The following is a 21,964-nucleotide window of genomic DNA, read 5'->3' on the forward strand; positions in this document are numbered from 1 at the left end:
GTGCCGCACATCCCAACCTATCAGCCCGGCCAAGTCGGCCCTGTTCAGCCCACCACGGCGCGGTTCCGCGCGCCGGACAGCCGGGGCGGCATCGGCGGGGCTCTTGCGGCGGGCGCGCAGCAGTTTGGTCAGGCGATGGGCTCCTTTGCCGAAATGCAGGACCACATCAACGCGCAGAACGACGACACCCAGGCGCGCAAGATGGCGGTGGATTTTGCCGCCAAGGCCAATGCGATCAAGACCGACTTTAGCGCGCTGATGGGCGGCAATGCGCGCAGCGGACAGCAGGCGGCGCTGGACGGCCTGACGCAATACCGTGATGACCTGGTGAAGCAGGCCGCCAACCCGCGCATGGCCGCGCTGTTGCAGGAGCGCATCGCGCCGGTGTTTGCCGATGGGCAGCAGGCGATCTTTGGCCATGCGCTCAAGCAATCGCAGGTCGAGCGGGCCGGGGCGTTGAAAAGCGAACTCGACCTTGCTCAGAGCGAGGCCAGCCCTCTTTTCGGCAACCCGGAAAAATTCGGCGTCGCTTTGGGCAAGGTCCGTGCGGCGGCTCAGGCCTATGCTGATTTTACCGGTGCGGGCGATGGCGCTGGGCTGATGGTGCGCGAGGCAACCGGCTCCGTCTATTCGACCGCCATTGGCAGCGCGCTTGGGTCTGGCGATGTGGAAATGGCCAAGACCATTTTCGACGCGCATCACGATGAAATGACGTTCGACCAGCGCAACCGCGCGTTCTCGACGCTACAGAAGCCGTTGCTGGAGCATCAGGGCCGAATGGACGCTTTTGCCTCCCTTCCCGCATCAGGAGGCGCCGGGGCGGCCTCTGGCGGGAGCGGCTTTGCTATGCCAGTTGATGGCAAAGTGACTTCGCCCTTTGGCGCCAAGCGCGGCGCTGAAACGCACTCAGGCATGGATATTGCCGCACCCACGGGCAGCGCCGTGCATCCGATGGCGGGCGGCGTGGTGGTCGATGTGGCGCAGGATGACCGATCCGGCCTCTATGTCCGCATCAAGCATGATGATGGGCATATCTCCTCCTATGCCCATCTTGGGGCGCAATCGGTCAAGAAGGGGGAGCAGGTCGAAGCCGGAACCGTGATCGGCACGATTGGCATGACCGGCCATACGACCGGGCCGCACGTCCATCTGCGCGTGAAAGATGGGGCAGGCAATGACGTAGATCCCGCAAGCCTGATGGGCGGCAAGGCCGGGGCGCAAAAGGTGATCGGCGGGACCGATGCGCCGCGCAATTGGGATCTGAATGCCTGGATTACCGGCATCCGTGCCAATGGCACCAAGCAGGGCTGGAGCGAAGGGCGCATCCGGACCGCAGAGGATCAGGCGCGCTCTATCGCCTCGGTGGACCGGGCGGCGCTGGAAGATCAGTATCGCGATGCCACGGACAAGGTTTCCGAATGGGTCGGCAATTATCAGGCCAGCCACGGCGGAAAGAACCCACCGCCCGATGCTGTCCCGTCTGCCTTGCTTTCTCGCATGGAGCCGGGGCGCGCGGCGTCATTGCGCGGCGATCTGGCCCGGTCGCAAAGGGCCGAGTCGGATGCAGCCGTGGGCAAGGCGCAGGACACAGCCTATCTCAACGCGCAGTTGCGCATGTATGATGAGCCATCCGCCTTCCTGCAGGCCGATATTGGCAAGGAATACATGGGCAAGGTTTCGGGCGCGCAATTTGCCAGCCTCAAGCTGGATCAGGCCCGTATGCGACAGCAGGCCAGCAAACCGCAAAGCTGGGACCCTTATGCGGATTCTTCGAAGGCGCTTGGCTGGTATACCTCATTCAACGGTTTGAAGCTGGAGGACGCGCAGCGGGCGACCGTTCTGCAAACCATAAAGGCGCAGGCAGATGAATTGGTGAAAAAGAAGGGCGCGCCGCCCAGCGATACCGAATGGTTTGACATTGCCCGCCGTGCAGCCCGCCCGGTTGGGATGACCGGCCTCTTTGGCCGCAGCGAAAAGCCAGTTTACGATGTGAAGGCAGGCGATATTGATGCTGGCCGACGAGAGCGTGTCAGCGCTGCGTTCAGGCAGACATTCCGGCGCGATCCGACTGACGACGAACTGGCGGCGTGGTATCGCAAGGAGCAGGCGGGCGCGCCAATGAAGTGAGCAAGGGGCCGCCGCTCTTGCCATAAACCGCTTGTGTATCGTATCGCGTGGTGATACGTATCACCTTATGATACAAAGCGTCATCGGGGATCTGATACCGCAAGTGCTTGCCGGTAAACCCGGCAAAGGCTTCCCGACAGACGTGTTCCGCGTTGCGGTTCGCAAGGTGGCCATGCTGGAGGCTGCCGTGAAATTGAGCGATCTGCGTTCGCCGCCAGGCAATCGGCTTGAGGCGCTGTCTGGTGATCGAGACGGGCAGCATTCAATCCGGATCAACGACCAGTGGCGGATCTGCTTTGTTTGGACCGATAATGGTCCTGAAAATGTTGAAATGGTTGACTATCACTAAGAGGACACCGCTATGACCATGCTGCAAGTGCCGGTCCATCCCGGTGAAATTCTGCGCCATGAATTTCTGGAGGAATTGGGGATCAGCGCCGGGGCGCTGGCGAAGCGCCTGAATGTCCCTCGCACGAGGATCGAGCGTCTTTGCGCGGGCGAAACCTCAATGACCGTTGATACAGCCAAGCGCTTGGCCGCTGTATTCAGCATGACGCCGGAGTTCTGGCTCAATCTCCAGACCCACTATGACCTGCTGATGACGAAGGTTGAGGGCATTGAGGCAATTGAGCCGCTGATCGCTGCCTAAGCGGCGTGGGCGAGTTCGGTGCTGAATGAGCGACTGGTTTCGGGAAGCGCGGAAGGCCGCCTGATTGTCAGAGAAGTTAGGGGGAGCGGACGCTATTTTTCGTGAATAATACTCAAAACTGTTCCATTACGTCGGCAGAGGCGAATGACTGCCACGCCACCAAGCTTTCCACGCGGAAGATTACCCTCCACCGTCCAAACGCCATCTTGAATTTTTGCGGTAAGGGGAAATTCCGCTCGAATTGTCTGTGCGCCATAAACCTCGCTAAGATATGTATTCGCGATATTTTTGGCGATAGCATCTGAAGGGATGACGCCGCCCTCAGGTTGATAGAGCGAAACAGCTTTCTTGCACTCAACAGGCTCGGCTTGCGCTGTTTGCGGTAGCAGCAACATTGATGCCCAGAGTATTTTCTTCACTCGCTTCCCCTGCTCTCAAGCGCTATTTGGCATGGGGAAAGAACGTCCGCAACAGCACCGTGTCCGGAAAGGCGTTTTTCGTCGAAATTGTGGTGGGGGAGCGGACGTTCCGTCAATGCCCCAGCAGGTCCATACGCACCTTGGTCAATATTAGGCCGAGCAGGTTTTCACCTCGCCAAACAGTTGGCGAGTGCCCGCCTGGGTAATCGATCTCTCGCCCGTTGCCCCAAATCCAGTCACGGGGATTGGCCTCGACAAGCAAGGCGTTTCCTGTGGTGCGAAGTTGCCTTTTGGCGCCTTCATTCTGGGAAAATTTGGCAAGATTACCGCGATAGACAATGTTGATTTTCCATTGATCCCACAGGTCTTGGTCAAAGCCTCGAACTTGCTGCCCCAGTCGCTTTTGCGCAGCCGGATCAACTTCGGCGGCAATTTGCTCTGCTACGTCAAGGTCGTGAAACAACAGCGCCTTCGCGTGCATCATCCATTGTTCGGCCGTTACAAACCGCATCCCGTCCAGTTGAAAGGGTGTGTGATGCCACTGACTGAAAACCCCTTTGATGAAAGGCACAAATTCGGAATAGTCCAAGGGATCAGGCAAACTGGTTTTACTCAGTGACGGCATCAACTGTGGTTCTTCAGCGTTCATGCCTAAATCCATAGCCGACAAAACCAAGGTCCGCAAAAGCACCGTGTCCGAAATGGCATTTTTTGCTGAATAGTGCCGAAGGACGCGATTCAATACCGCGTCATCGCGGCGTACCGCTGCCCCATGCCCGATCAGATCATCCCGTTCCAGCCGTGGAAACAACCCCAGCCCGCCGTCCAGCAGCAGGATAAAGACCCGCTGATTGCCGCGATGGAGCGAGAGCGGGACGAGCGCATCCGATCCAACCTGATGATGGCGCAAAGCCCGGAACAGGTAGCGCAGGCCAGCACGCTGGCGCGGCAAATGGGCGTTTCCCCCGCCCAGATCGACGGCCTTTTGCCCGAAGCCGCTCAGGCGCAAAAGACCAAGGCGCTGGTGCAGGTCGCGCGGGATCACCCCGACATTGGCGCACATCTTGCCAACAACCCGCGAACGGCGGCGGTGGCGCAGGGCGATCATGCATCGCTGGGCGTGATGGGCGAGGCATGGCGTGTTCTCAAGGAAACCTATAATCCCGTACTGGCCTTTGGCGCCGGGCTCGATGCTTTCGACCGGGCAGACGTCGGGAGCCAAACGGCGGGCGTAGCTGCGCCGTTCATGGCGGGCACGGCGGCGCTGATGGGCGATGCAACGGCGCGGCAAGCCTTGCGCCGCGCTGCGCCCTATTCCGGCTCGGCACTGGCCGCAGGCGTTGCGGGGCTATATTCAGGCGCAGCCGGTTTTGGCCGAATGGCGGCTGATGGCGTTGGCTGGCAGAGCGCGAGCGATCTGCTCAACAGCCAGCGGCAGAATGCAGAGGCCTATCAGAAGCGCGCTATGCCCAAGACCGGGGATTGGGTGGCCGATCAGGTGTTGGGCGGCATCAGCAACTTCCCTTCAACGCTGCTGGCTCTGGGGACGAGCATGACGGGCCGGGCCCTTGGCCTTGGCATGAAGGGAGCGGCGGCGCTGGGCGCTGGCATCGGGGGCATTGTTCAGGGCGGTCAGACCTATAATCAGGCGACCGATGCGGGCCTGCCCTATCGCACGGCGGCAACCTATGCGCTGCTCGATAGCGCCTCCGAAGTCGCAGGCGAATACGTGGGCGACCTTTCGTTCCTGCGGGCCATGGAAGGTGGTGGCTCGATCCTGACGCGGTTCCTGCGCAGCCAGATTGGCGAGCAGGCGGGCGAACAGTTTTCGACCATCGCGCAGGACTTCACGCAATGGGCCTATATGCCCGAAAACCGCGACAAGCCCTTCTCCGCATTTCTGGAGAAACTGCCGGGCGACATGGCCGCCACGGCTGTTCAAACGCTTGTTGCCGGGGGCCTGTCCAACATCACGATTGGCGGGCTGGAAAAGGCAGTCGATGCCGGGATGCGCCGGATCGCCAAGACGGCGGCGCCCGATCTGCTGGCAGCGGATCAGGCGCTTTCCGCATCGGCCGCCATCGACGCCTTTGGCCGGGCGGCGGAACAATCCTCAATGCGCAAGCTCGACCCGCAGGCCTATCAGGACCTCATACGCTCCGTGGGCGAGAGCAGCGGCGTGTCGCATGTGTTCGTGCCGGGCGAGGCCGCGCAGGCCTACATGCAGTCGGAAAGCTACGACCAATACACCGACCCCCTGCGCCAGTTTGCCGCCGATGTGGCCGAGGCGGTGCAGACCGGGGGCGATCTGGTGCTGCCGGTGGAGTTTGCTTTTGGCGCCCTGCCTGGCACTTCGGCTTGGGGGGCGCTCAAGGATGACATGCGCCTTGCGCCGGGCGGCATGTCAGCGCGCGAGGCCGCCGAATTTCGGAACACGATCAGCCAGAAGCTGGATGATGTTCTGGCCCGCGTCGATGAGGGCAACGCCCAGCAGGACGGCGCGCGTCAGCAGATTGTCGAGCGTGTCCGCAAGATGCTGATGGATGCGGGCTATACCCCGGATCTGGCAAATGTTCATGCCGAACTCTTTGCCACGCGCGAGGCCGTTCGGGCGGCGCGCTTGGGGCAGGAACTGACCGGGCTGGAGTTTGACACGCGGATCGAGCAGGTTCTTCCCCCTGCCCTTGCCGCTGCGCGCAAGGCCGATGCGACCGACATGGTTATCAACGCCATGCGCAAGGGCAAGCCCGCCACGGTGCAGCAGGGCGACAGCCTGCTGGAATGGATCGCCAAGCGCGGCGGCCTGAATGACAGCGGCGGCGATCTGAAATCCATGGGGCTCGATAGCTGGCATTTGCGGACGCCTGCGCCGGGCAAGAAGGACAAGAAGGGCCGCCCTGCCCGCCCCACCCCCATTCGCGGGCGCAAGCAGATCTTGCGCGATTTCGATCCTCGGCAGGCCAGCATGGGCGGGCCGACCGGCGCGGGCGACTATGGGCTGGACACCACCCTGCGCTCAGCCATTGAGGCGGGCTATTTCCCCGAATTGCAGGGTATGGCCGATCAGGCCGGTGTCGATCAGTTGGACAGCCAGATGCTCCTCGATGCGATTGGCGAGGAACTTGCCGGCAATGCGCGCTATACCGAGGAGGCCAAGACCGACCCCATGCGCGCGGCAGCCGAGGAATTGCAGCAGCTTCTGGCCGAGCGCGGGCTTGACCCCGAAGGCATGAGCGATGCGGAATTGCGCGCGGCGATCAACCAGCTTTCGACTGAGGCGGTTGGCGCGGGTTATGACCAATCCACCAAACCCATCGCCTCAATAACCGGCGAGGAAATCGCCCCCAAGGCCACGCCGACGAAGGATCTTCGCGCCAAGGTACGCGATTGGTTCGCCGCCCATCTGCGCGGCACATCGGTTCGCAGCGAGGCCCTTGGCAAGGATGTGACCTTTGCATCGCCCAAGAAGATGCTCAGCTTCACCGCTGATCGTGAAAAACTGTTGGCGGTGGCTGGCCTGCGCGATCTGATCGCCAAGGGAGAACTGCTTTCGTCGCGGCCATCTTATGACACGGCCGAGGGCAACGCCATCAAGGCCTATCACCAGATCGGCGGCGCCCTGAACATCGCGGGAAAGGACCGGTATGTCCGCGTCACCATCCGCGAGGCGACGGACGGCACCTTCTTCTACGATCACGTAATTCCGGAGAACGCTACCCGAATCGACCCAGCCCCCGGCAACAAATCCGGACTTAAGGAAACGGGTAGCGCGCTGAAGCAATTACCAGAATCCTCACCCGTGTTCAATATGGAGATCGAAAGCGGGAAGGCAGCCAAGGACACCGGCCCGCGCGGGCGCATCATCTTCACCCCCGGCCAGCGCCCGGTCATCCAGCTTTTTCAGAGCCGCAATCTCTCCACCCTGCTGCATGAAATCAGCCACCAGTGGCTTGAGGAATTGCGGGCCGATGCCCTGCACGCCGATGCGCCCGATCAGTTGAAGGCGGATTGGCAGGCGGTGCAGGACTGGTTTGCCGCCAATGGCCACGCGATCAGCGATGATGGCGTGATCCCGGTTGATGCCCATGAACTGTTCGCGCGCGGTGGTGAGCGATACCTGATGGAGGGCAAGGCCCCCTCCTCTGCGCTGCAAGGCATGTTTGACCGTTTCCGATCCTGGCTGCTGGCGATTTACAAGACGGTGGCCGATCTGCGTTCGCCCATCACGCCGGAGATCCGCGAGGTGTTCGACCGCCTGCTGGCGACCGATGAGGAAATCGGCGCCGCGCGTGAAAGGCTGGCGCTGAACCCGCTGTTCAAGGATGCGGCGCAGGCGGGCATGGCCGGGGCCGAGTTTACCGCCTATTCCGCGCAGGTCCAGACCGCGCGCGACAAGGCCAGCGGCGATCTTCTGGCCAAGACCATGAAGGCGATCCGCCGCCGAGAGGAAGCCCGCTATGCAGCCGAGCGCCGCGAAGTTGTGGCCGAGGAAACTGACCGACTGATGCAGTCGCCCATCCTGCAATCGCTGGAACTGATGAAGGCCGACCCGATCAGCAAGGAATGGCTGCAAGGGGAATTTGGCCTTGATGCGGTCGATCTGATGCCCAAGCGCGTGCCTCCGCTCTACAAGCCGGGCGGCGCCCATCCCGACATGATTGCCGAAATGGCGGGCTTTGACAGCGGCCGGGCCATGCTCGAAGCCCTGTTTGGCCTTGAAGCCGACCACCGCCAGGCGCGCGAGGGCGGCGACAAGCGGACCATGCGCCAGCGGATGATCGACGCGGCGGCCGATGAAGAAATGGCGCGGCGCTGGGGTGAAGATCCGTTCAATGACGGCTCTATCGAGCGCGAGGCCATGGAGGCGATCAACAGCGACCGGCAGGGAGAAGTCATCGCTTCGGAGGTCCGTGTGCTGGCGCGCTCGACCGGCAACCGGCCAACGCCCTATCGATTGGCGCGCGATTGGGCGCGGCAGAAGGTGCGCGGCGGCACGGTGGCACAGGAGGCCAGCCCGGCAGCGGTACAGCGCCACACGCGCGCGGTGCAGAAGGCCGGGCGCGCGGCGGAAGAAGCATTCCTGAGAGGCGACCGGGAAGCAGCCTTCCGCGCCAAGCAGCAGCAGATGATTGCCTCGGCGCTTCTGGCCGAGGCCAAGGAGGCCATGGACGAGGTGCAGGCGGCGCAGGCACGCATGGCCAAGGTGGCGACCGCCAAGACCTCCAAGAGCGTGGATCAGGACTATCTCGAACGCGCGCAAGACCTGCTTGAAGCGGTGGATCTGCGCCCGCGTTCGCAGCGCTCCATCGACCGGCAGGCGAAATGGGAGGCATGGGCGCAGGACCGGCGCGCCGAGGGGCATGATGTGGTTGTGCCGGACAGCTATGCCGCCACGCTGGAGGGGCAGCACTGGACGCGCCTTTCGGTTGAGGGGCTGCTGGGGCTGGATGAAACGGTCAAGCAGGTCATGCACCTTGGCCGCCTGAAACAGACCTTGCTCGACAATCAGGAAGAGCGGGAATTTGATGCGGTGGTGGCCGAGGCCATCGCGGCGGCGGGCAGCATCGAGGGGCCCGCGCCAAAGGGACTGCAAGAGCAAGGCTGGTGGGATGCGCTCAAGGGCAAGGTGCTGAGCGCGGATGCATCGCTGCTCAAGATGGAAACCGTGTTTGATTGGCTCGATGGCGGCGATCCCAACGGCGTGTTCAACCGGATCGTTTTCCGCCCCATTTCGGCTGCGCAGGGCCGCGCGCAGGACATGCAGAAGGATTACATGGGGCGCATCCGCGATCTGTTCGCCGCAATCCCGGCCGAGCAAGTCTCGCGCTGGGCCGACAAGGTGCAAACGCCCTTCTTCGACAAGTTCAGCGGCAAGCCCTATTCTCCCATGCGCCACAAGCTGATCGCCATGGCGCTGAACATCGGCAACGAGGGCAACATGCAGCGCCTTGCCGATGGCTATGGCTGGAATGCCGGGGCCATTGAGGCCTTCCTGACCGACACGCTGAGCGCCGAGGAATGGCAATTCGTGCAGGGCGTGTGGGACAGGATTGAATCGCTCTGGCCGGAAATGGCCGCGCTGGAGCGCCGCGTGAATGGGGTTGAGCCGGAAAAGGTGGAGCCGCGCGCCTTCACCACCCCGCATGGCGAAATGCGCGGGGGCTATTATCCGGCGATCTATGACAGCAGCCTGTCGAGCATGGCCGAGGATCGCAGCGCCTCGCCTGAAAGCGTCCTGCTTGAGCCGATGGCCACCAAGGCGACCACGCGCGCGGGCGCGACCAAAGCCCGCGCGCAGAAGGTGTCCGAGCCGATCCTGCTCGACCTGGGCGTGATCCAGCGGCACCTGGGCGAGGTGATCCACGATCTGACGCACCGCGAGGCGGTCATGCAGGCTTGGAAATTCCTGTCTAACCGGCGCGTGTCATCCGCCATCGACGATGCGCTGGGCCAGCAGATCCGGCGCCAGCTTCGCCCATGGGTCAAGTTTGTCGCCAATAGCTGGGCGATGGAACGCGCGGGCAATGAGGGCATGGGGCGGTTCTTTGCGCTGGCCCGCACGAATGCCACGATTGTCGGCATGGGCCTGCGCATCACAACTATGGTGACGCAGCTTGCGGGTTATTCCAACTCGATTGAGGTGGTGGGCGAGGCGGCCATGGCCAAGGCGATTGCCCAGACCTACAAGGCGCCTATCGAAACTGCCCGCTTCGTCTTTGAGCGTTCGGCCGAAATGCGTCACCGCATGGACACGCTGGACCGGGATCTGCGCAATGAACTGGCCAAGATCGAGGCAACCAACGCGCTGACTAAGAGCGCGCAGGCGTTGCAGGATGGCAAGCGGCTCTTCTTCCACGGCATCGGCATGATGGATCGCGCGGTGGCGGTTCCCACTTGGATCGCGGCCTATAACGAAGCGCTGGCGCAGGGCATGACCGAGGAGGATGCCGCCTATGCCGGGGATAAGGCGGTGCGCGTTTCGCAAGGTGCGGGGTCTCCCAAGGATCTTGCCGCCGTCCAGCGCGGGACCGGGAAGCATGGCGAAGCGCTCAAGCTGTTCACCACCTTCTACAGCTATTTCTCGGCCATGTATCAGCGCGAAAGGACGCTGGCCCGCGATGTGCGCGGCAAGGATGCGCGCCAACCTCGCGCAACGCCTAAGCTGGTTGCGCGGGCTTTCTGGCTATTGATCGTGCCGCCCCTGCTCACCGAGGTTTTGCGCATGGTGGCGGGCGGGAACGCCGGGCCGGATGATGACGAATGGTGGCTGCAATGGACGATGCGCAAGCTGCTGGCCAATGCCATCGGCCCCATCCCCTTTGCGCGCGATGTGTTTGAGCCTGCATGGAACAAGGCGATCAAGGGCAAGGCGTATAGCTCAGGCATGACGCCTATCCAGCGCGCCGCCGAATCCTTTGAGCAATCGGCGGGCGACTTGGGCAATCTGGCGCGCGGCGAGCCCACCAAGCACGCGACCAAGGATCTGCTGGAAACGGCAGGCTATGTGACCGGGCTTGTGCCGGGACAGGTGGCCAGTTCGATCCAGTTCCTTGTCGATGTGGCGCGGGGGGATCAGCACCCGCAGTCGGCGTATGAGGTTTGGCGGGGGCTCTCAACAGGGAGGGCGGAGAGGGAACGCTAGGGGGCGGAATAGCAAGTTTCGACCAATTTGCGACATTCGCTTCCAAAGACGCGAACGTCGTAGTCTGACGACACCGGTCATTCGTTGATCCGCTTAAGCCCTTTTTGCACGTCCGGCCTGTTGGAGGTTAGATACTTTCCAGTTTACGGTTTAGACGCGGGAAAATAGCCCTTCGTTCAGACAGGCAGAGGGAGCAGAGTATCTACGATCACCGTCAGTTCCATTCGCGCGATTTCTGGCAATTGCTCCCAGAAATCATCGAGGTCCAGAAGCTTGATGACGTTCTCCACGTCCTTGGATTTGAATGTCTTGGGCAGATAATCCTCGAGCGCACCGAGGCCTAAAACGAACACGTTTTCCGTGCGCTTTCGTGCGAGAAAAGTCTCAAGACAAGCCTTTTGCTCATCCGTGAGAGCTGGATTAAGCTTGACCCGCTTTGACTTGATGTAGGTCCAGAGACCGCTGGCGCTCTCCCAAGAGCCTGTGGCGAGAGCTGTCTCGATCGCATCGACAAGTGTCTTGCCGTCGGTACTTTTAGGATTGTCAATTACATCCTTTTTGATCTCAGTGGTATTGACGACAAACAATCCCTTGACCGATTGGTCACCGATTTGCTCGATGTAATCGAGATCCGCGATCATTGCTGAGGGCACTTTGCAGGTTTCGAGCAATTGAGCATAGGCAGCAAAAAGGCCCTTTCCGCCTACGCTCACGATTTCCAGCGTTTCCGCGCCCTTGTCCCGATCGGGGCGTAGGTGAGCGATAACCTTCTCAAAAAAAATTCGATCGCTCAGACCTTCCACCAATAGTACGCGATCGGCGAAGAAAATACTCTCGTTGTTCTGGCTGTTGACGACATTGAACAAATGCCTGGCATTCGGAAGGCCCGCTGAGTTGAGTCTGATTACCCGGCTACGCTGTGCGTCGCTGTAAACCCTCGAAACATATTGGATCGACTTGGGTGATACGAATGTCGGGGAATGCGTCGCCAAAACAAATTGGTTGCCCGTGGATACCGACAGTCGCTCGAAGAGCCGATATAGGGAACGCTGCCAACGGGGATGCAGGTGCAGCTCGGGCTCATCAACGACGATGACTGCATCTCTGACATTCAGTGCATAAACAGCAAACAGGTAGGTTAGCAGCTCTTTCTCACCGGACGATGCTTCGCTGACGAGGAATTTTGAGCCCTGCTTTTCCAGCTCAATATCGTAATGATTGGCCAAGGCATTGATGGTTTTGAGCTTCCAATCATATCCCAAGCTTTTAAGGTCGGCCGTTAGCGCCTTGATGTTGGGATCGCTGTAGAATGCCATCTTAGCGCTTTGGTTATCTTCTTCCTGGAGAAGACGGAACTTTCCGGCAAGACGGCCCACCGCGAGCTGGATGATATTCGTGCCAGTGCGCGAGCTTGTTGCATCGGTTCCTTTCTTGAATTCGAGGTCATTGTAGCCTGCAAGCTGGATCGAAGACTGGAACTGGACACTCGCACGGTTGACGGGAAGATAGACCATCGGCATCTGAAGCGAGGCTAGTTTCAGATCCGACCGCGTCATATTGTCGATTTCGAAAAGCTGGAGATACTCTAAAAAGTGCTTCGAGTGCTGGTCTGCTGCAGGTTCCAAACTGCCATTGCGCCAGATGTAAGTGAAGCGTTCGCCAGCATTGATAGCTGCAATGTCCCATTGCCCAGAGATTTTCCAAGGGTCTTGGATCAGAGTCTTACCTATTTTCGTGACGATCTCGGTTGCCTGTTCCTTGATTCGCTTCATGTTTTCCAGATCTGTGGCGGAAGCTTCCACTTCGATCTCCACATACTGCTGCTTATCGAGGCCGGATGTATGCTTGGGAAATGCGAGTTGATTCAAATTCTGATTATAATCTAAGTTGTAGCGTTCAATTCCATCGCCGTGATCAACCCGCATCAAGTATCTGGTCGCCAATAGGTAGCGCCGAAGCATGATGACAACGGTATCCAGCAGGTTGGTTTTGCCACCACCATTTGGCCCGATGATGATCGTGATAGGCCCATCAAACAGCACTTCCTGGCGCTCAAGGAAGCTGCGCACATTTTCAATGGCAATCCTGCGGAGAAGCATTTGTGTCCCTTCAATAGCTGCACCGAGACTATACAGTGGGTGCGCGAAGAAAAGGAATAATTGTGCGGGCGGGGGGACTTGCCCCCCACGGGCAAAGCCCCACGGATTTTTACGCCGGCTACGACTTTTGCCGCCGCCCTGATGGGGGTCTGTGGTCTGGACTATCCAATTCTCACAGTCGGATCGCTAACGAGCTAATCGCTGAACGGCAGCTATTGGGAGAGCAAACTCGCGTCGGCAGCGTCGGCTTTGTCGGCGGGTTCCGCCGCACAGCCTCACGAGATCCGAACGGCTGCTTTCGGCGTAAGCAGACACTGCCAGTTGCCGCGCCAACCGGCACCAATGTCCCATAAATCACAGCAAAACGACCAGAGCAAATGACCGCCCTCCCCCATCAGGCCTAAAAGGCCACGATCATCACCCACCGAACCTGATCAAAGCCGCCTAACCCCCGCGCGATTCAAGCCCGCCCGCTCCCCCCGTAAGCCCACCGGGCAAGGAGCGCGCGAACATGCCAATCGGAACGACCAATGCCATTTCAGGCCCTTATTATGGCGATGGGGTGGTCACGGCGTTCCCGTTCGATTTTCAGGTCCTGACCGGCGACCAGGTGTCAGTCTATGTCGATGGGGTTGAGCAGAATCGCTCGGCGTTCTCGGTTGCTATGGCTGGCGCCGCCCCTTCGATTGGCACGGTGCTGTTCATTGCAGCCCCGCCCGCTGGCACAGTCATTCAGCCGGTTCTTGCCCCGTCCTTCAAGCAGGACATCGAATTTGCCGATGGAGCCGCATGGTTGGCCGATCCGGTCAACCGGGGCTATGACGAAAGTGCGCTCCGCGATCAGGCTTTGGCCCGCGATATTGCTCGGTCGGTCCGAGTTCCGATGGGCGAAGATGGCATCAGCCTGCCCGCCTCCAGCGACCGGGCCGGAAAAGTTTTCACTTTCGGGGAGGACGGCGATGCCGATCCGCAAGACCCTCAGGAGTGGATCCAGCCGCTGGCTCAGCCCTATGTTGATGCAGCGCAGGACGTGTTGGCCAGCACAAGGGCCGTTGCTGCCACGCTGCCCTATCCGTTGTACGCCAGCACGGCAGCGGCGCAGGCTGACAGCGGCCTCTTGTCAACGCGGCAATATACCGTGCTGTCGGGCACGCAAATCCTGATTTACACCAAAAATTCAGGCACGGCCTCGACGCTCTTCGGCGTCATCCCGACCCAGCCCTATGTTGACCGGCTCAAAAACCGCTCGGCTGTCCCGACCATCGACTTCGGGGCCTATGGTGACGGCGCGCATGCGGTGGCTGATCAGGCGGGCCTTGCCGCTGCCATGGCTTATGCGCAAGGGACTGCCGCGCTGCCTCTGGGCGCAGGCGATACGGTGTTCAACGATGTGGGCATCGTCTTGGAGCCGGGCGTTTATGATGCCGGTGCCTTTGTCTATGCCGGAAAGCCCATCAATATTCGGGCGCGCGTCCCCCATACGGTTGTGATCCGCATCCCTGCCGGTCAGTATTTTATGGTGCAATCCGGCAACCCGACCACTGTTTGCATGGACGGGCTCATTTTCGTCGGCGGCCTCGGCGCCTACAAAAACACCAATACCGGCACCAATGTGTCCTGGCGCGTCGAGTTTACGCGGTGCGATTTCCACAAATATACCGAATGCGCGATCCAGAATGCCGCATCGGACAGCCCCGCGCTGCACGTCAAGAATTGCCGCTTTGGCGGCGGGATGCCGACCGGACTGCAAACGGTGGGCATCTGCTGGCGCGGCATGGCCGACCAGACGATTATCGAAGATTGCTACATGGGCGGCAATCACTTTCACATCATCATCGGCCCTTACATGGGCAGCCATGTTACGATCCAGCGTTGCTATTTTCAGGGCGGCAACGACAGCTCTGTTCCGCGCACCCGCGCTGACATTTGGCTCAAGCCGAATGCCAACGGGGTGGAAACCAACAGCGGCCACAATTCGTTCGTCTTCAATAACCGCTTTGGCGGCGAATTGATGAACAGCGCCTATCCCACGCCGCGCATCCTGATTGCCAATGAAGACACCTCCATCGGCGGGAGCAATTCGCAATATCCGCCCTCGACCACCAACAGCGCCGGTGCGATTTCCGGCTTCAAGATTTTCGACAACCATGTAGGCAATCCCTCGCCGTTCAATGCGCCGTTCATCCGCTCGTATGTGAACGATGTTCGCTATTTCCATGGGCGCGGCAACACGTTCGTTGGCGGCACGCTGAGCAAATTCATCGAGTTCCCCAACGGGCGAAGCGTCAACTATTCGAACAATAACAACCGCTTTGAATTGGATGACACGGCATCGAATATCCCGCTGGCCCTGTCCAATGTTCCGGTTGGCCGCCTTGAGGATCGAAGCGGGGCTTGGCTTGGCGATATCAATTCCGTGCCGATCTTCCCTGTCAGCGATGATCCGCTGGTGGTTCCGGTGGCGGTGGGCTTGTCCGGCTATGATTTGTCCTATGCTTCGGGAACGACCTCGGTGGCCGTGGCCGATCCTTACGGCACCAATGAATATGCGGCTGTCACCGGCCTGGCCTTGCTGGCTTTCACCGATCCCTATGCCGGGGCGGGCGGGCCGATGTTCCTGGAGGTGAGCCTTTCCAAGGCCGCCGCCAACACGCTGTCCTATGTGACGGTCGATGTCGTGAACACCTCGAACAGCTACTATTCATTCCTGCGCACCTTCCCGCTTCCGGCCAATGGCTCACCGGCCAAGCTGATGCTGCCGTTCTACCTTGCCCCCAATGCCAATCCCGGTTCGTGGCAGTTCCGCGTCTATGGCAGCGGCATTGTGGCGGGCAGCGCCGACACCTTTGTCATGGGCGACATGATCCTTACCAAGGGAACGGGGCGCACCGGGCGCGACAAGGCCCTGACGCGCTTCGGCGGTGTCCAGCCCGCCAACCGTCGCCTTGTCGGCGGCGCGGCGGCAACGCTGCCGAGCGGCTGGTCAATGAGCGGCACCCCGTCGGGCGCGACCATCACCGTCACCAAGGTCGGCACCGACAAATATGGTGACTTTACCGAATTCTCGCACACCGGCACCACCACCGGCTCAGGCGGTTGGGTGCTGCGCCCGGCCCCGCAAAAATCCATGAGCTATGAGGCAGGCTCCAACTATCGCTGCATCTGGCCCGTCCGCATCATCAGCGGCGATTTCTCGGCGGCCACCACGCAAACCGGTTACGACGGCTCGTCGGGCAAGCTCACCATGCAGGTCGGCAGCTACAGCGCGGCGGACGGTCTGCTGGTGCAGCGCGGCATCGCCTTCACCCCGTCCAGCGCCTTCGCCCTCTACGGGCGCACGCTCACCGAGGGCGCGGCCTATTTCCACAATACCGCCGATTACCTCTGGCCGCTGCTCAACATCAACTACGCCAGCGGCGTCACGCTGAACACGGTTTTCCGCGTTTACGCCCCCATTTTCAACCGCACCAAATAAGGGCTTCGCCATGTCCACTCCCTTCGCCTTCTCGCTTTCCGGCCTGATGAAAGACGCCCGCACCGATCTGGCCGCGCGGCCCGCCAATGACCCCAGCTTCCCGCAGACCTGCGCCGATTTCATCCTCGGCCAGCTCGAAGCCATCCCCGAGGACAAGTCGGTCACCCTGACCATTCAGGGCACGCTGGGCTGGCAGGAAGGCCAGATCGCCGGGCCGCTGGCCTTCAGCGTCTTTGGCAATGTGGCCTGAGCCGTGCCCCATGGCTGACCTCTCGCCCCTGCCATCCCCCGCGCTGGCAACCGCAACGCTGGCCGCGCCGCATGCGCGCGGCTGGTGGGACACAATCCTTGCCCTGATGGTGATGGCCTTGGCGAATTTCTGGGAGGCCCTGCCTCACCTCATCCAATTGGGCGGCCTTGTCGTGGTCTGCCTCACCGCTGTGCAGAAGCTGATCGAGCTGGGCTGGATCAGCAACCCTCTGCGCCGCAAAAAGGAGCAATCCGATGACCTTGGTTGATGATGCGCGCGCGTGCTGGCGCTGGTGGTCGGTGCGCATGGCCGCGCTGGCCGGTGTGGTGGCGGGCGCGCTGGTCGCCCAGCCCCAGATCCTGACCGGGCTGGTGGCCTATGTGCCCGAACCATGGCGCCCCGCCGCCTCGGCGCTGGCCGGGCTGGTGGTGTTTGCCGCGCCCACCATGGCGCGGCTGATCCAGCAAGGGAGCAAGGCCAATGGCCAGTCTGCCTGAAACCGCCCAGCCCAAACGCGGCGGCGTGGTGGTGTCGATAATGGCGCTGCTGGCCCTGATCGGCTCGGCCACGACGCAACTGGTGCTGACCGAGGTGCCCAAGGAAGAAAGCGGGCGCAAGGTGGCGGTCGCCGTCTCGCCTCAAGCCGGGACCGCCACGATCACAAATATCAGCGGCAAGCAGTATTTGCGAGTCTACCTCGATATGATCGGCGTGGCGACCGCCTGCGACGGGCTGACCGGCGAAGGCATCAAGGTGGGCAAGAGCTTCACCGAGGCCCAATGCGCGCAAATGCTGGTGGACCGGCTGACGGCGGACGGCGCGCATATCATGGCCTGCACGCCCGGCCTCGCCCTCTCGATCCCGCGCCGGGATAATGTCCGCTATGCCGCGCTCAGTCTGGGCCATCATGTGGGCTGGCCAACCTATTGCCGCTCGACCATGCGCCGCCGGATCAACGCCGGGAATATCCGCGGGGCCTGCACCTCGCTCACATGGTTCAACCGCGCCGGTGGCCGCGTCGTGCCCGGCATCGTCGCGCGCCGCAAAAGGGAGCAGGCGATTTGCCTGAGGGATGCCGCATGATCCGCAAGATCCTCTCCCTCGCCCTTTCCCTGCTCACCGGCTCGCTCTGGCGCTGGCCGCTGGCGCTCCTGCGCTGGATTACCGCCACGCCTGCGCGGGCTTGGGCGGCAACAGCCATCCTCGCACTGGCGGCGGCTGGACTGCAGCACCGCCGCGCCGACCATTGGGAAGAGATCGCGCACCAGACCCAAACCTCATGGGATGCTCAAAACGCCCGCATCTTGGCGGCCGCACGCGCCGCCAATGCCCAATCGAACAAGGATGCCGCCCATGCCGACACGAACCACACCGCGCTTGCCGCTGGCGGCAATGGCCGCTTTGCTGCCTATGCTGCTGATCACGGGGTGCGCCAAAACACACCCCATCGCCCCGGCCCCGTTCAGGCCGACCCTCCCGCACTTCCTGAAAGCCCCGCCCCCGACGCCATCATGGCGGACATCTCCCGCGTCTGGATCACCCGCTCCGACTGGCTGACCTGTGACGCCGATTGGGCCTATGCGCGCGCCGCGCATGATTGGGGCCAAGGGATCGGCGAATAGGCATAATGATATGGCGGTGCCCGCGCCCCCCAGCGCAGACACCGCCACATGCGATCCCGATGGCTCAATCGGCCAAACCGAGACCATCTTTTTATATGAGTTTTTTATACAATCAACCCGACACTATCGCGAAGATCAGCTTTAACTGAGCGATAGTGCCGAGCCTCAACAATGACAACAACCCGGCCCCCGCCAACACGCTGGCCGAGCTGATCGCCTTCGCCGATGGCGCGATCCTGTCTTACGATCCCGAAACCCACCATCTGGCCGCCACCCTGCCCGATGGCGCCACGGCCACGATCAAGGCCACCACCTCACGCTGGACGCGGAAACGGTCCGCGCCACCGGCGACATTACCGCCAATGGCGATGTGGTTGCGGGTGGGATCAGCCTTAAGGGGCAAAGGCATGGTGGAGTTCAGGCGGGGGGGAGCGCAATGTGGCCCGGCAGTTTAGACCGAAGTTAGCTTGATCCAATCACATAGGGGTCGAAGAATGATAAAATGAAGTAATGTAAGCCGCATGGGTTACGTTGGGTCTGCCACAGCCTATCATGACAAGCTGGGCGAATTCATTGCTCTGCTGAACAAGCTAGCGGCAAATCTCGTAAAACGATCTTAATGCGACCGTGTTACCAGATGACGATGGCAAAGCTAGAGATCCTGTCCGGCGTGGTCGAGAACCTGAACGTGACACGAGAATCGCGGGGCAAATACGGCTCGATTCATACCGGTCGTTTTACGGTTACGAGCGTGCCCATTGAATATCAGGTCCAGTTCGGCGTTCTCCAGAAGGAGACGTTTCCCATCGCGGAGGGAGATAAGATAACCGTGGTCGGCCATATGCGCGATGCGACAGGAATGGTTGGCAAGGCGGTCCACATCGAACGAACAAACCAGTTTCTCGGCCAAAACTGGCTGTTGCCTGCATGCTTCATGGTTCCGTGCGCGATGGGAACATTGTTTGTCGCTGCTTCATCTCTTGGGCCGTCAGCTAGGTCCGCGCCCGGACATTGGGATGCATATGCTCTGGGCATTGTTGGAGTGGCGCTTGCTGCTGCCGGGCTTTGGCTGACTTTTCAAGCATGGCGGACATCCGCGATGTTGAGGGCTGCGCTGAACGACAAGTATTAAGGCGCAAAGCCCCACCTCCCTAACCCTCCCCGGTAAACCGCCCCCTACCCCATCCGCCCCCTTATCGCCTGCGCCAGTTCAGTCAGGCCCGGCCCCATGCCCACACCTGTCACCGCCCGAATGTCGGCCAGTACGGCGCACAGAACCGTGGTGTCGGTCAGGTCTGCACGGACATAGGTGGTTCCCCATCAAACGGCTCGGCAGACCTTTTACGGATGGTGCCGAGGTCAGTCAGGGCAATGTGGATTTGGCCGGGCCAGTTCGGGACTATTCCGGGACTCCCTGTGCATGTCCCCGATTCGTTCTGCCTTTCGCTGCCCTTCTTGTCTTTTTCCCCTTGCGCTAAATGCCCAGCAATTCTAGGGGCGTGGCGGTGTCGGGGAGTAGCGCAGCCTGGTAGCGCATCTGCTTTGGGAGCAGAGGGTCGCAAGTTCGAATCTTGTCTCCCCGACCATTTCCCTTAATTTTCCAGCATCTCCGTCAGCGCTCGCCGCGCGCGATAAAGGCGCGTTTCCACCGCTTTGCCCGTAATGCCCAGCAAAGCGGCCACTTCGGCCTCCGCCATGCCTTCTACCCCGCGCAGCACCAGAACCTCGCGCTGCGAGGCGGGCAGGCGCGCCATGGCGGCCATAGCGCGCGCCAGTTCCTGCCGGTCGGCCAGAACATCATCGGCCCCCACCGCCGGATCGGGCATGTTGGGCTCGTGATCCTCGGGCATGGCGAAGGAGAAGAACGCGCGCAATTTTCGGCGGCGCGCCCGGTCGCGGCATTTGTTCAGAGCGATCCGCGCGATCCAATGCGCAAAGGGCCGCGTTTGGTCATAGCGGCCAAGCGCGGCAAAGGCGCTGATGAAACTCTGCTGGGTGATGTCCAATGCGGCATCCTCATCACCGCAGGAGGCGCGCGCGATGCGGAACACCGCGTCGCGGTGGCGATGCAGCAAGGCGCTATAGGCCGCCTGCCGCCCGCCCAGCGCCAGCGCGGCCAGATCGCCATCGCTCAAGGCTTCCGGGCTCCAGGCTTCGGGTGCGGGCATCAGCGGGGCTGATCCGCCTCCGTGGCCGTCAGCATCCGGGCAACCCCGGCATCGAAGCGCGCCGCCTGATCGGGGCGCAGCACCGCGCGCATGGCAAAGACATGCTCCAGCGTAGCCTTTTGCAGCGCGCCCATCGCATGATGCGCATGATCGACGGCGGCGGCCACGCGCGGGCCATAGGAATGTTCATCGTGCAAGGCCGCCGCAAGGTCGGCGTTGGCCGCGCGCTGCTGGACCACCAGTTGCGCCTTTTGCACGGCAAAGCGGGCGTTCATTTCCGCGATCTGCTTTTGCTGCGATGCATCGAGCGCCAATTCGTCATGCAGCAATTGGTGCAGCGCGGTTTCATCGCGCGCGCCGTGCGGCATCATGCGCCCCACCATCGCCCCGCCCAGCGCCCCGACAAAGCCCAGCGCCAGCGCCAGAAGCAAAGAACCCTTGCGGTTCACAGCGCCCGCTCCAGCAAGGTGGACGGCGCCAGCGCCAAGCCCTGCCCCAGCGGATCGGCCGGCGCGCGCCGCGCGGCGCCTCCACCCACCAAAGCGCCCGAAACCAACGCCAGCGCCGCAATCCCGGCCAGCATCGGCGCCGAGAGCGCCGGTTGGCGGGCACGTTCGGCGCCTTCCAGCACCGCCGCCTCGATCATCTCCAGCCGCGGATCGGGGCCCGCCGCGCCCAGCTGCGCCAGCAGATCGTCGATTTGCACCATTATCCTTGCCTCGCCTTTCGCAACTGACCTTGCCCTCTATACGCGCCGCATTGCCCCACCCCTCACCATATCTGCGAGGGACAGCGCCGCGCCATGCGTATCGGTCCATGTGTCACTCAAACATGCCTATCCCCAAGTGGAGAATTTGCCCATGCGTTTCCTGATCCTCCCCCTGATCGCTATTGCCACGCCCGCTATTGCCACGCCCGCTATGGCCACCCCGGCGCTCACCTCGGCCTCTCCCGCCGAAGGCAGCGACACCGCCAATATCACCCGCATCACGCTGAATTTCAGCGAAGCGGTCGATCCGGCAGCATCGGGCGTTGATGTGATGATGACCGGCATGCCCGGCATGGACCATCATGATCCGATGAAGATGGCGGGCGTCAAGGTCGCCGTCTCGCCCGATGGCCGGTCGCTGGTCGCCACACTGGCCCGTCCGCTGTCCGAGGGGACCTATGTCGCGCGCTGGCATGTGGCCGACAAGAGCGCACAGAAGGCCGACGGCGCGCTGACCTTCAACACGCACTAATACCGAGAAGACCCACCCCAACGCGACACTCTGCCGCCAGACCTATCAATTTCGGCAAAGTAATGTGCGTTTCTGTCATAAGCTCGTCATAACGCAGGGCCGTCTGGCGGCCTTGCTGAAGGGGGCCGCATGATGATGAAACTGCCGCTGTTCGCGTTGGGGTGCGCGGCGATGGGGGCGACGATACTCGCCTCGCGCGCCAAACATCTTGCGCTGATCCATGGCGAGGGGCGCGGAAATATGACTTTACCGAGCACCTGCCCAAGCTGAGT

At 61.6% G+C, this 21,964-nt stretch carries 20 protein-coding genes and 1 tRNA gene; 15 read left to right on the plus strand and 6 right to left on the minus strand.

The window, feature by feature from the left end; translation table 11 throughout:
* The 3 genes from FHW96_RS26630 to FHW96_RS01465 are packed head-to-tail and all read left to right on the plus strand — an operon-like array spanning position 1 to position 2,776.
* Positions 1-2,127 carry a M23 family metallopeptidase gene (locus FHW96_RS26630; protein ID WP_172338776.1) on the plus strand — a complete coding sequence of 709 codons (2,127 nt, stop codon included), beginning with the start codon at positions 1-3 and terminating at the stop codon, positions 2,125-2,127.
* Between the two features lie 31 nt (positions 2,128-2,158).
* On the plus strand, positions 2,159-2,476 hold the full coding sequence (locus FHW96_RS01460; RefSeq protein WP_305849666.1) for a type II toxin-antitoxin system RelE/ParE family toxin: 318 nt from the start codon (positions 2,159-2,161) through the stop codon (positions 2,474-2,476).
* A gap of 12 nt (positions 2,477-2,488) precedes the next feature.
* Positions 2,489-2,776 carry a HigA family addiction module antitoxin gene (locus FHW96_RS01465; protein WP_172338777.1) on the plus strand — a complete coding sequence of 96 codons (288 nt, stop codon included), beginning with the start codon at positions 2,489-2,491 and terminating at the stop codon, positions 2,774-2,776.
* 92 nt (positions 2,777-2,868) lie between these two features.
* Here FHW96_RS01465 and FHW96_RS01470 read toward each other — a convergent pair whose 3' ends face one another.
* Together FHW96_RS01470 and FHW96_RS01475 are read right to left on the minus strand one after the other, a co-directional pair.
* Positions 2,869-3,195 carry an NTF2 fold immunity protein gene (locus FHW96_RS01470; RefSeq protein WP_172338778.1) on the minus strand — a complete coding sequence of 109 codons (327 nt, stop codon included), beginning with the start codon at positions 3,193-3,195 and terminating at the stop codon, positions 2,869-2,871.
* 112 nt (positions 3,196-3,307) lie between these two features.
* Positions 3,308-3,844, minus strand: a complete 537-nt coding sequence (locus tag FHW96_RS01475; protein WP_216650727.1) for an NADAR family protein — start codon at positions 3,842-3,844, stop codon at positions 3,308-3,310.
* Positions 3,845-3,967: 123 nt separating this feature from the next.
* Here FHW96_RS01475 and FHW96_RS01480 point away from each other — a divergent pair, with 123 nt between their 5' ends.
* On the plus strand, positions 3,968-10,837 hold the full coding sequence (locus tag FHW96_RS01480; protein WP_172338779.1) for a hypothetical protein: 6,870 nt from the start codon (positions 3,968-3,970) through the stop codon (positions 10,835-10,837).
* 176 nt (positions 10,838-11,013) lie between these two features.
* On the opposite strand, the gene FHW96_RS01485 is transcribed toward FHW96_RS01480, so the two are convergent.
* Complete coding sequence (locus FHW96_RS01485) at positions 11,014-12,936, minus strand: AAA family ATPase (RefSeq protein ID WP_172338780.1); 1,923 nt, start codon at positions 12,934-12,936, stop codon at positions 11,014-11,016.
* A gap of 511 nt (positions 12,937-13,447) precedes the next feature.
* Between FHW96_RS01485 and FHW96_RS01490 the strand changes: the two genes are divergently transcribed.
* From FHW96_RS01490 to FHW96_RS01530, 9 genes are all read left to right on the plus strand, one after another.
* Entirely contained in the window at positions 13,448-16,411 is a 2,964-nt protein-coding gene (locus FHW96_RS01490) for a hypothetical protein (protein WP_172338781.1), read from the plus strand.
* A gap of 10 nt (positions 16,412-16,421) precedes the next feature.
* Complete coding sequence (locus FHW96_RS01495) at positions 16,422-16,661, plus strand: hypothetical protein (protein WP_172338782.1); 240 nt, start codon at positions 16,422-16,424, stop codon at positions 16,659-16,661.
* 10 nt (positions 16,662-16,671) lie between these two features.
* Entirely contained in the window at positions 16,672-16,929 is a 258-nt protein-coding gene (locus FHW96_RS01500) for a hypothetical protein (protein ID WP_172338783.1), read from the plus strand.
* Complete coding sequence (locus FHW96_RS01505) at positions 16,916-17,158, plus strand: hypothetical protein (protein WP_172338784.1); 243 nt, start codon at positions 16,916-16,918, stop codon at positions 17,156-17,158. Before FHW96_RS01500 ends, FHW96_RS01505 begins: the two co-directional genes overlap by 14 nt.
* Positions 17,142-17,744 carry a lysozyme gene (locus FHW96_RS01510; protein ID WP_172338785.1) on the plus strand — a complete coding sequence of 201 codons (603 nt, stop codon included), beginning with the start codon at positions 17,142-17,144 and terminating at the stop codon, positions 17,742-17,744. Before FHW96_RS01505 ends, FHW96_RS01510 begins: the two co-directional genes overlap by 17 nt.
* Positions 17,741-18,283 (plus strand): hypothetical protein, encoded by a 543-nt coding sequence (locus tag FHW96_RS01515; protein WP_172338786.1) that lies wholly within the window; start codon positions 17,741-17,743, stop codon positions 18,281-18,283. The genes FHW96_RS01510 and FHW96_RS01515 overlap by 4 nt, the downstream gene beginning before the upstream one ends.
* Positions 18,284-18,438: 155 nt before the next feature.
* Positions 18,439-18,738, plus strand: a complete 300-nt coding sequence (locus tag FHW96_RS01520; RefSeq protein WP_172338787.1) for a hypothetical protein — start codon at positions 18,439-18,441, stop codon at positions 18,736-18,738.
* Positions 18,739-18,920: 182 nt separating this feature from the next.
* Complete coding sequence (locus FHW96_RS01525) at positions 18,921-19,415, plus strand: hypothetical protein (protein WP_172338788.1); 495 nt, start codon at positions 18,921-18,923, stop codon at positions 19,413-19,415.
* 377 nt (positions 19,416-19,792) lie between these two features.
* Positions 19,793-19,869 (plus strand) — tRNA-Pro (locus FHW96_RS01530).
* A 6-nt stretch (positions 19,870-19,875) separates the two neighbouring features.
* On the opposite strand, the gene FHW96_RS01535 is transcribed toward FHW96_RS01530, so the two are convergent.
* The 3 genes from FHW96_RS01535 to FHW96_RS26075 are packed head-to-tail and all read right to left on the minus strand — an operon-like array spanning position 19,876 to position 21,160.
* A complete protein-coding gene (locus FHW96_RS01535; RefSeq protein ID WP_172338789.1) occupies positions 19,876-20,451 on the minus strand; it encodes an RNA polymerase sigma factor in 576 nt (191 codons plus the stop codon).
* Complete coding sequence (locus FHW96_RS26070; RefSeq protein ID WP_172338790.1) at positions 20,451-20,900, minus strand: periplasmic heavy metal sensor; 450 nt, start codon at positions 20,898-20,900, stop codon at positions 20,451-20,453. Before FHW96_RS26070 ends, FHW96_RS01535 begins: the two co-directional genes overlap by 1 nt.
* Positions 20,897-21,160, minus strand: a complete 264-nt coding sequence (locus FHW96_RS26075) for a hypothetical protein (protein WP_172338791.1) — start codon at positions 21,158-21,160, stop codon at positions 20,897-20,899. The genes FHW96_RS26070 and FHW96_RS26075 overlap by 4 nt, the downstream gene beginning before the upstream one ends.
* Before the next feature lie 151 nt (positions 21,161-21,311).
* On the opposite strand from FHW96_RS26075, the gene FHW96_RS01550 reads away from it, so the two are divergent.
* Positions 21,312-21,692, plus strand: coding sequence for a copper resistance protein CopC (locus FHW96_RS01550; RefSeq protein WP_172338792.1), 381 nt, complete (start codon positions 21,312-21,314; stop codon positions 21,690-21,692).
* A gap of 129 nt (positions 21,693-21,821) precedes the next feature.
* Positions 21,822-21,962, plus strand: a complete 141-nt coding sequence (locus FHW96_RS01555; RefSeq protein WP_172338793.1) for a hypothetical protein — start codon at positions 21,822-21,824, stop codon at positions 21,960-21,962.
* Positions 21,963-21,964: the final 2 nt, after the last annotated feature.

This window comes from Novosphingobium sp. SG751A (genome assembly GCF_013149295.1).
In the GTDB taxonomy this organism is placed as follows: domain Bacteria; phylum Pseudomonadota; class Alphaproteobacteria; order Sphingomonadales; family Sphingomonadaceae; genus Novosphingobium.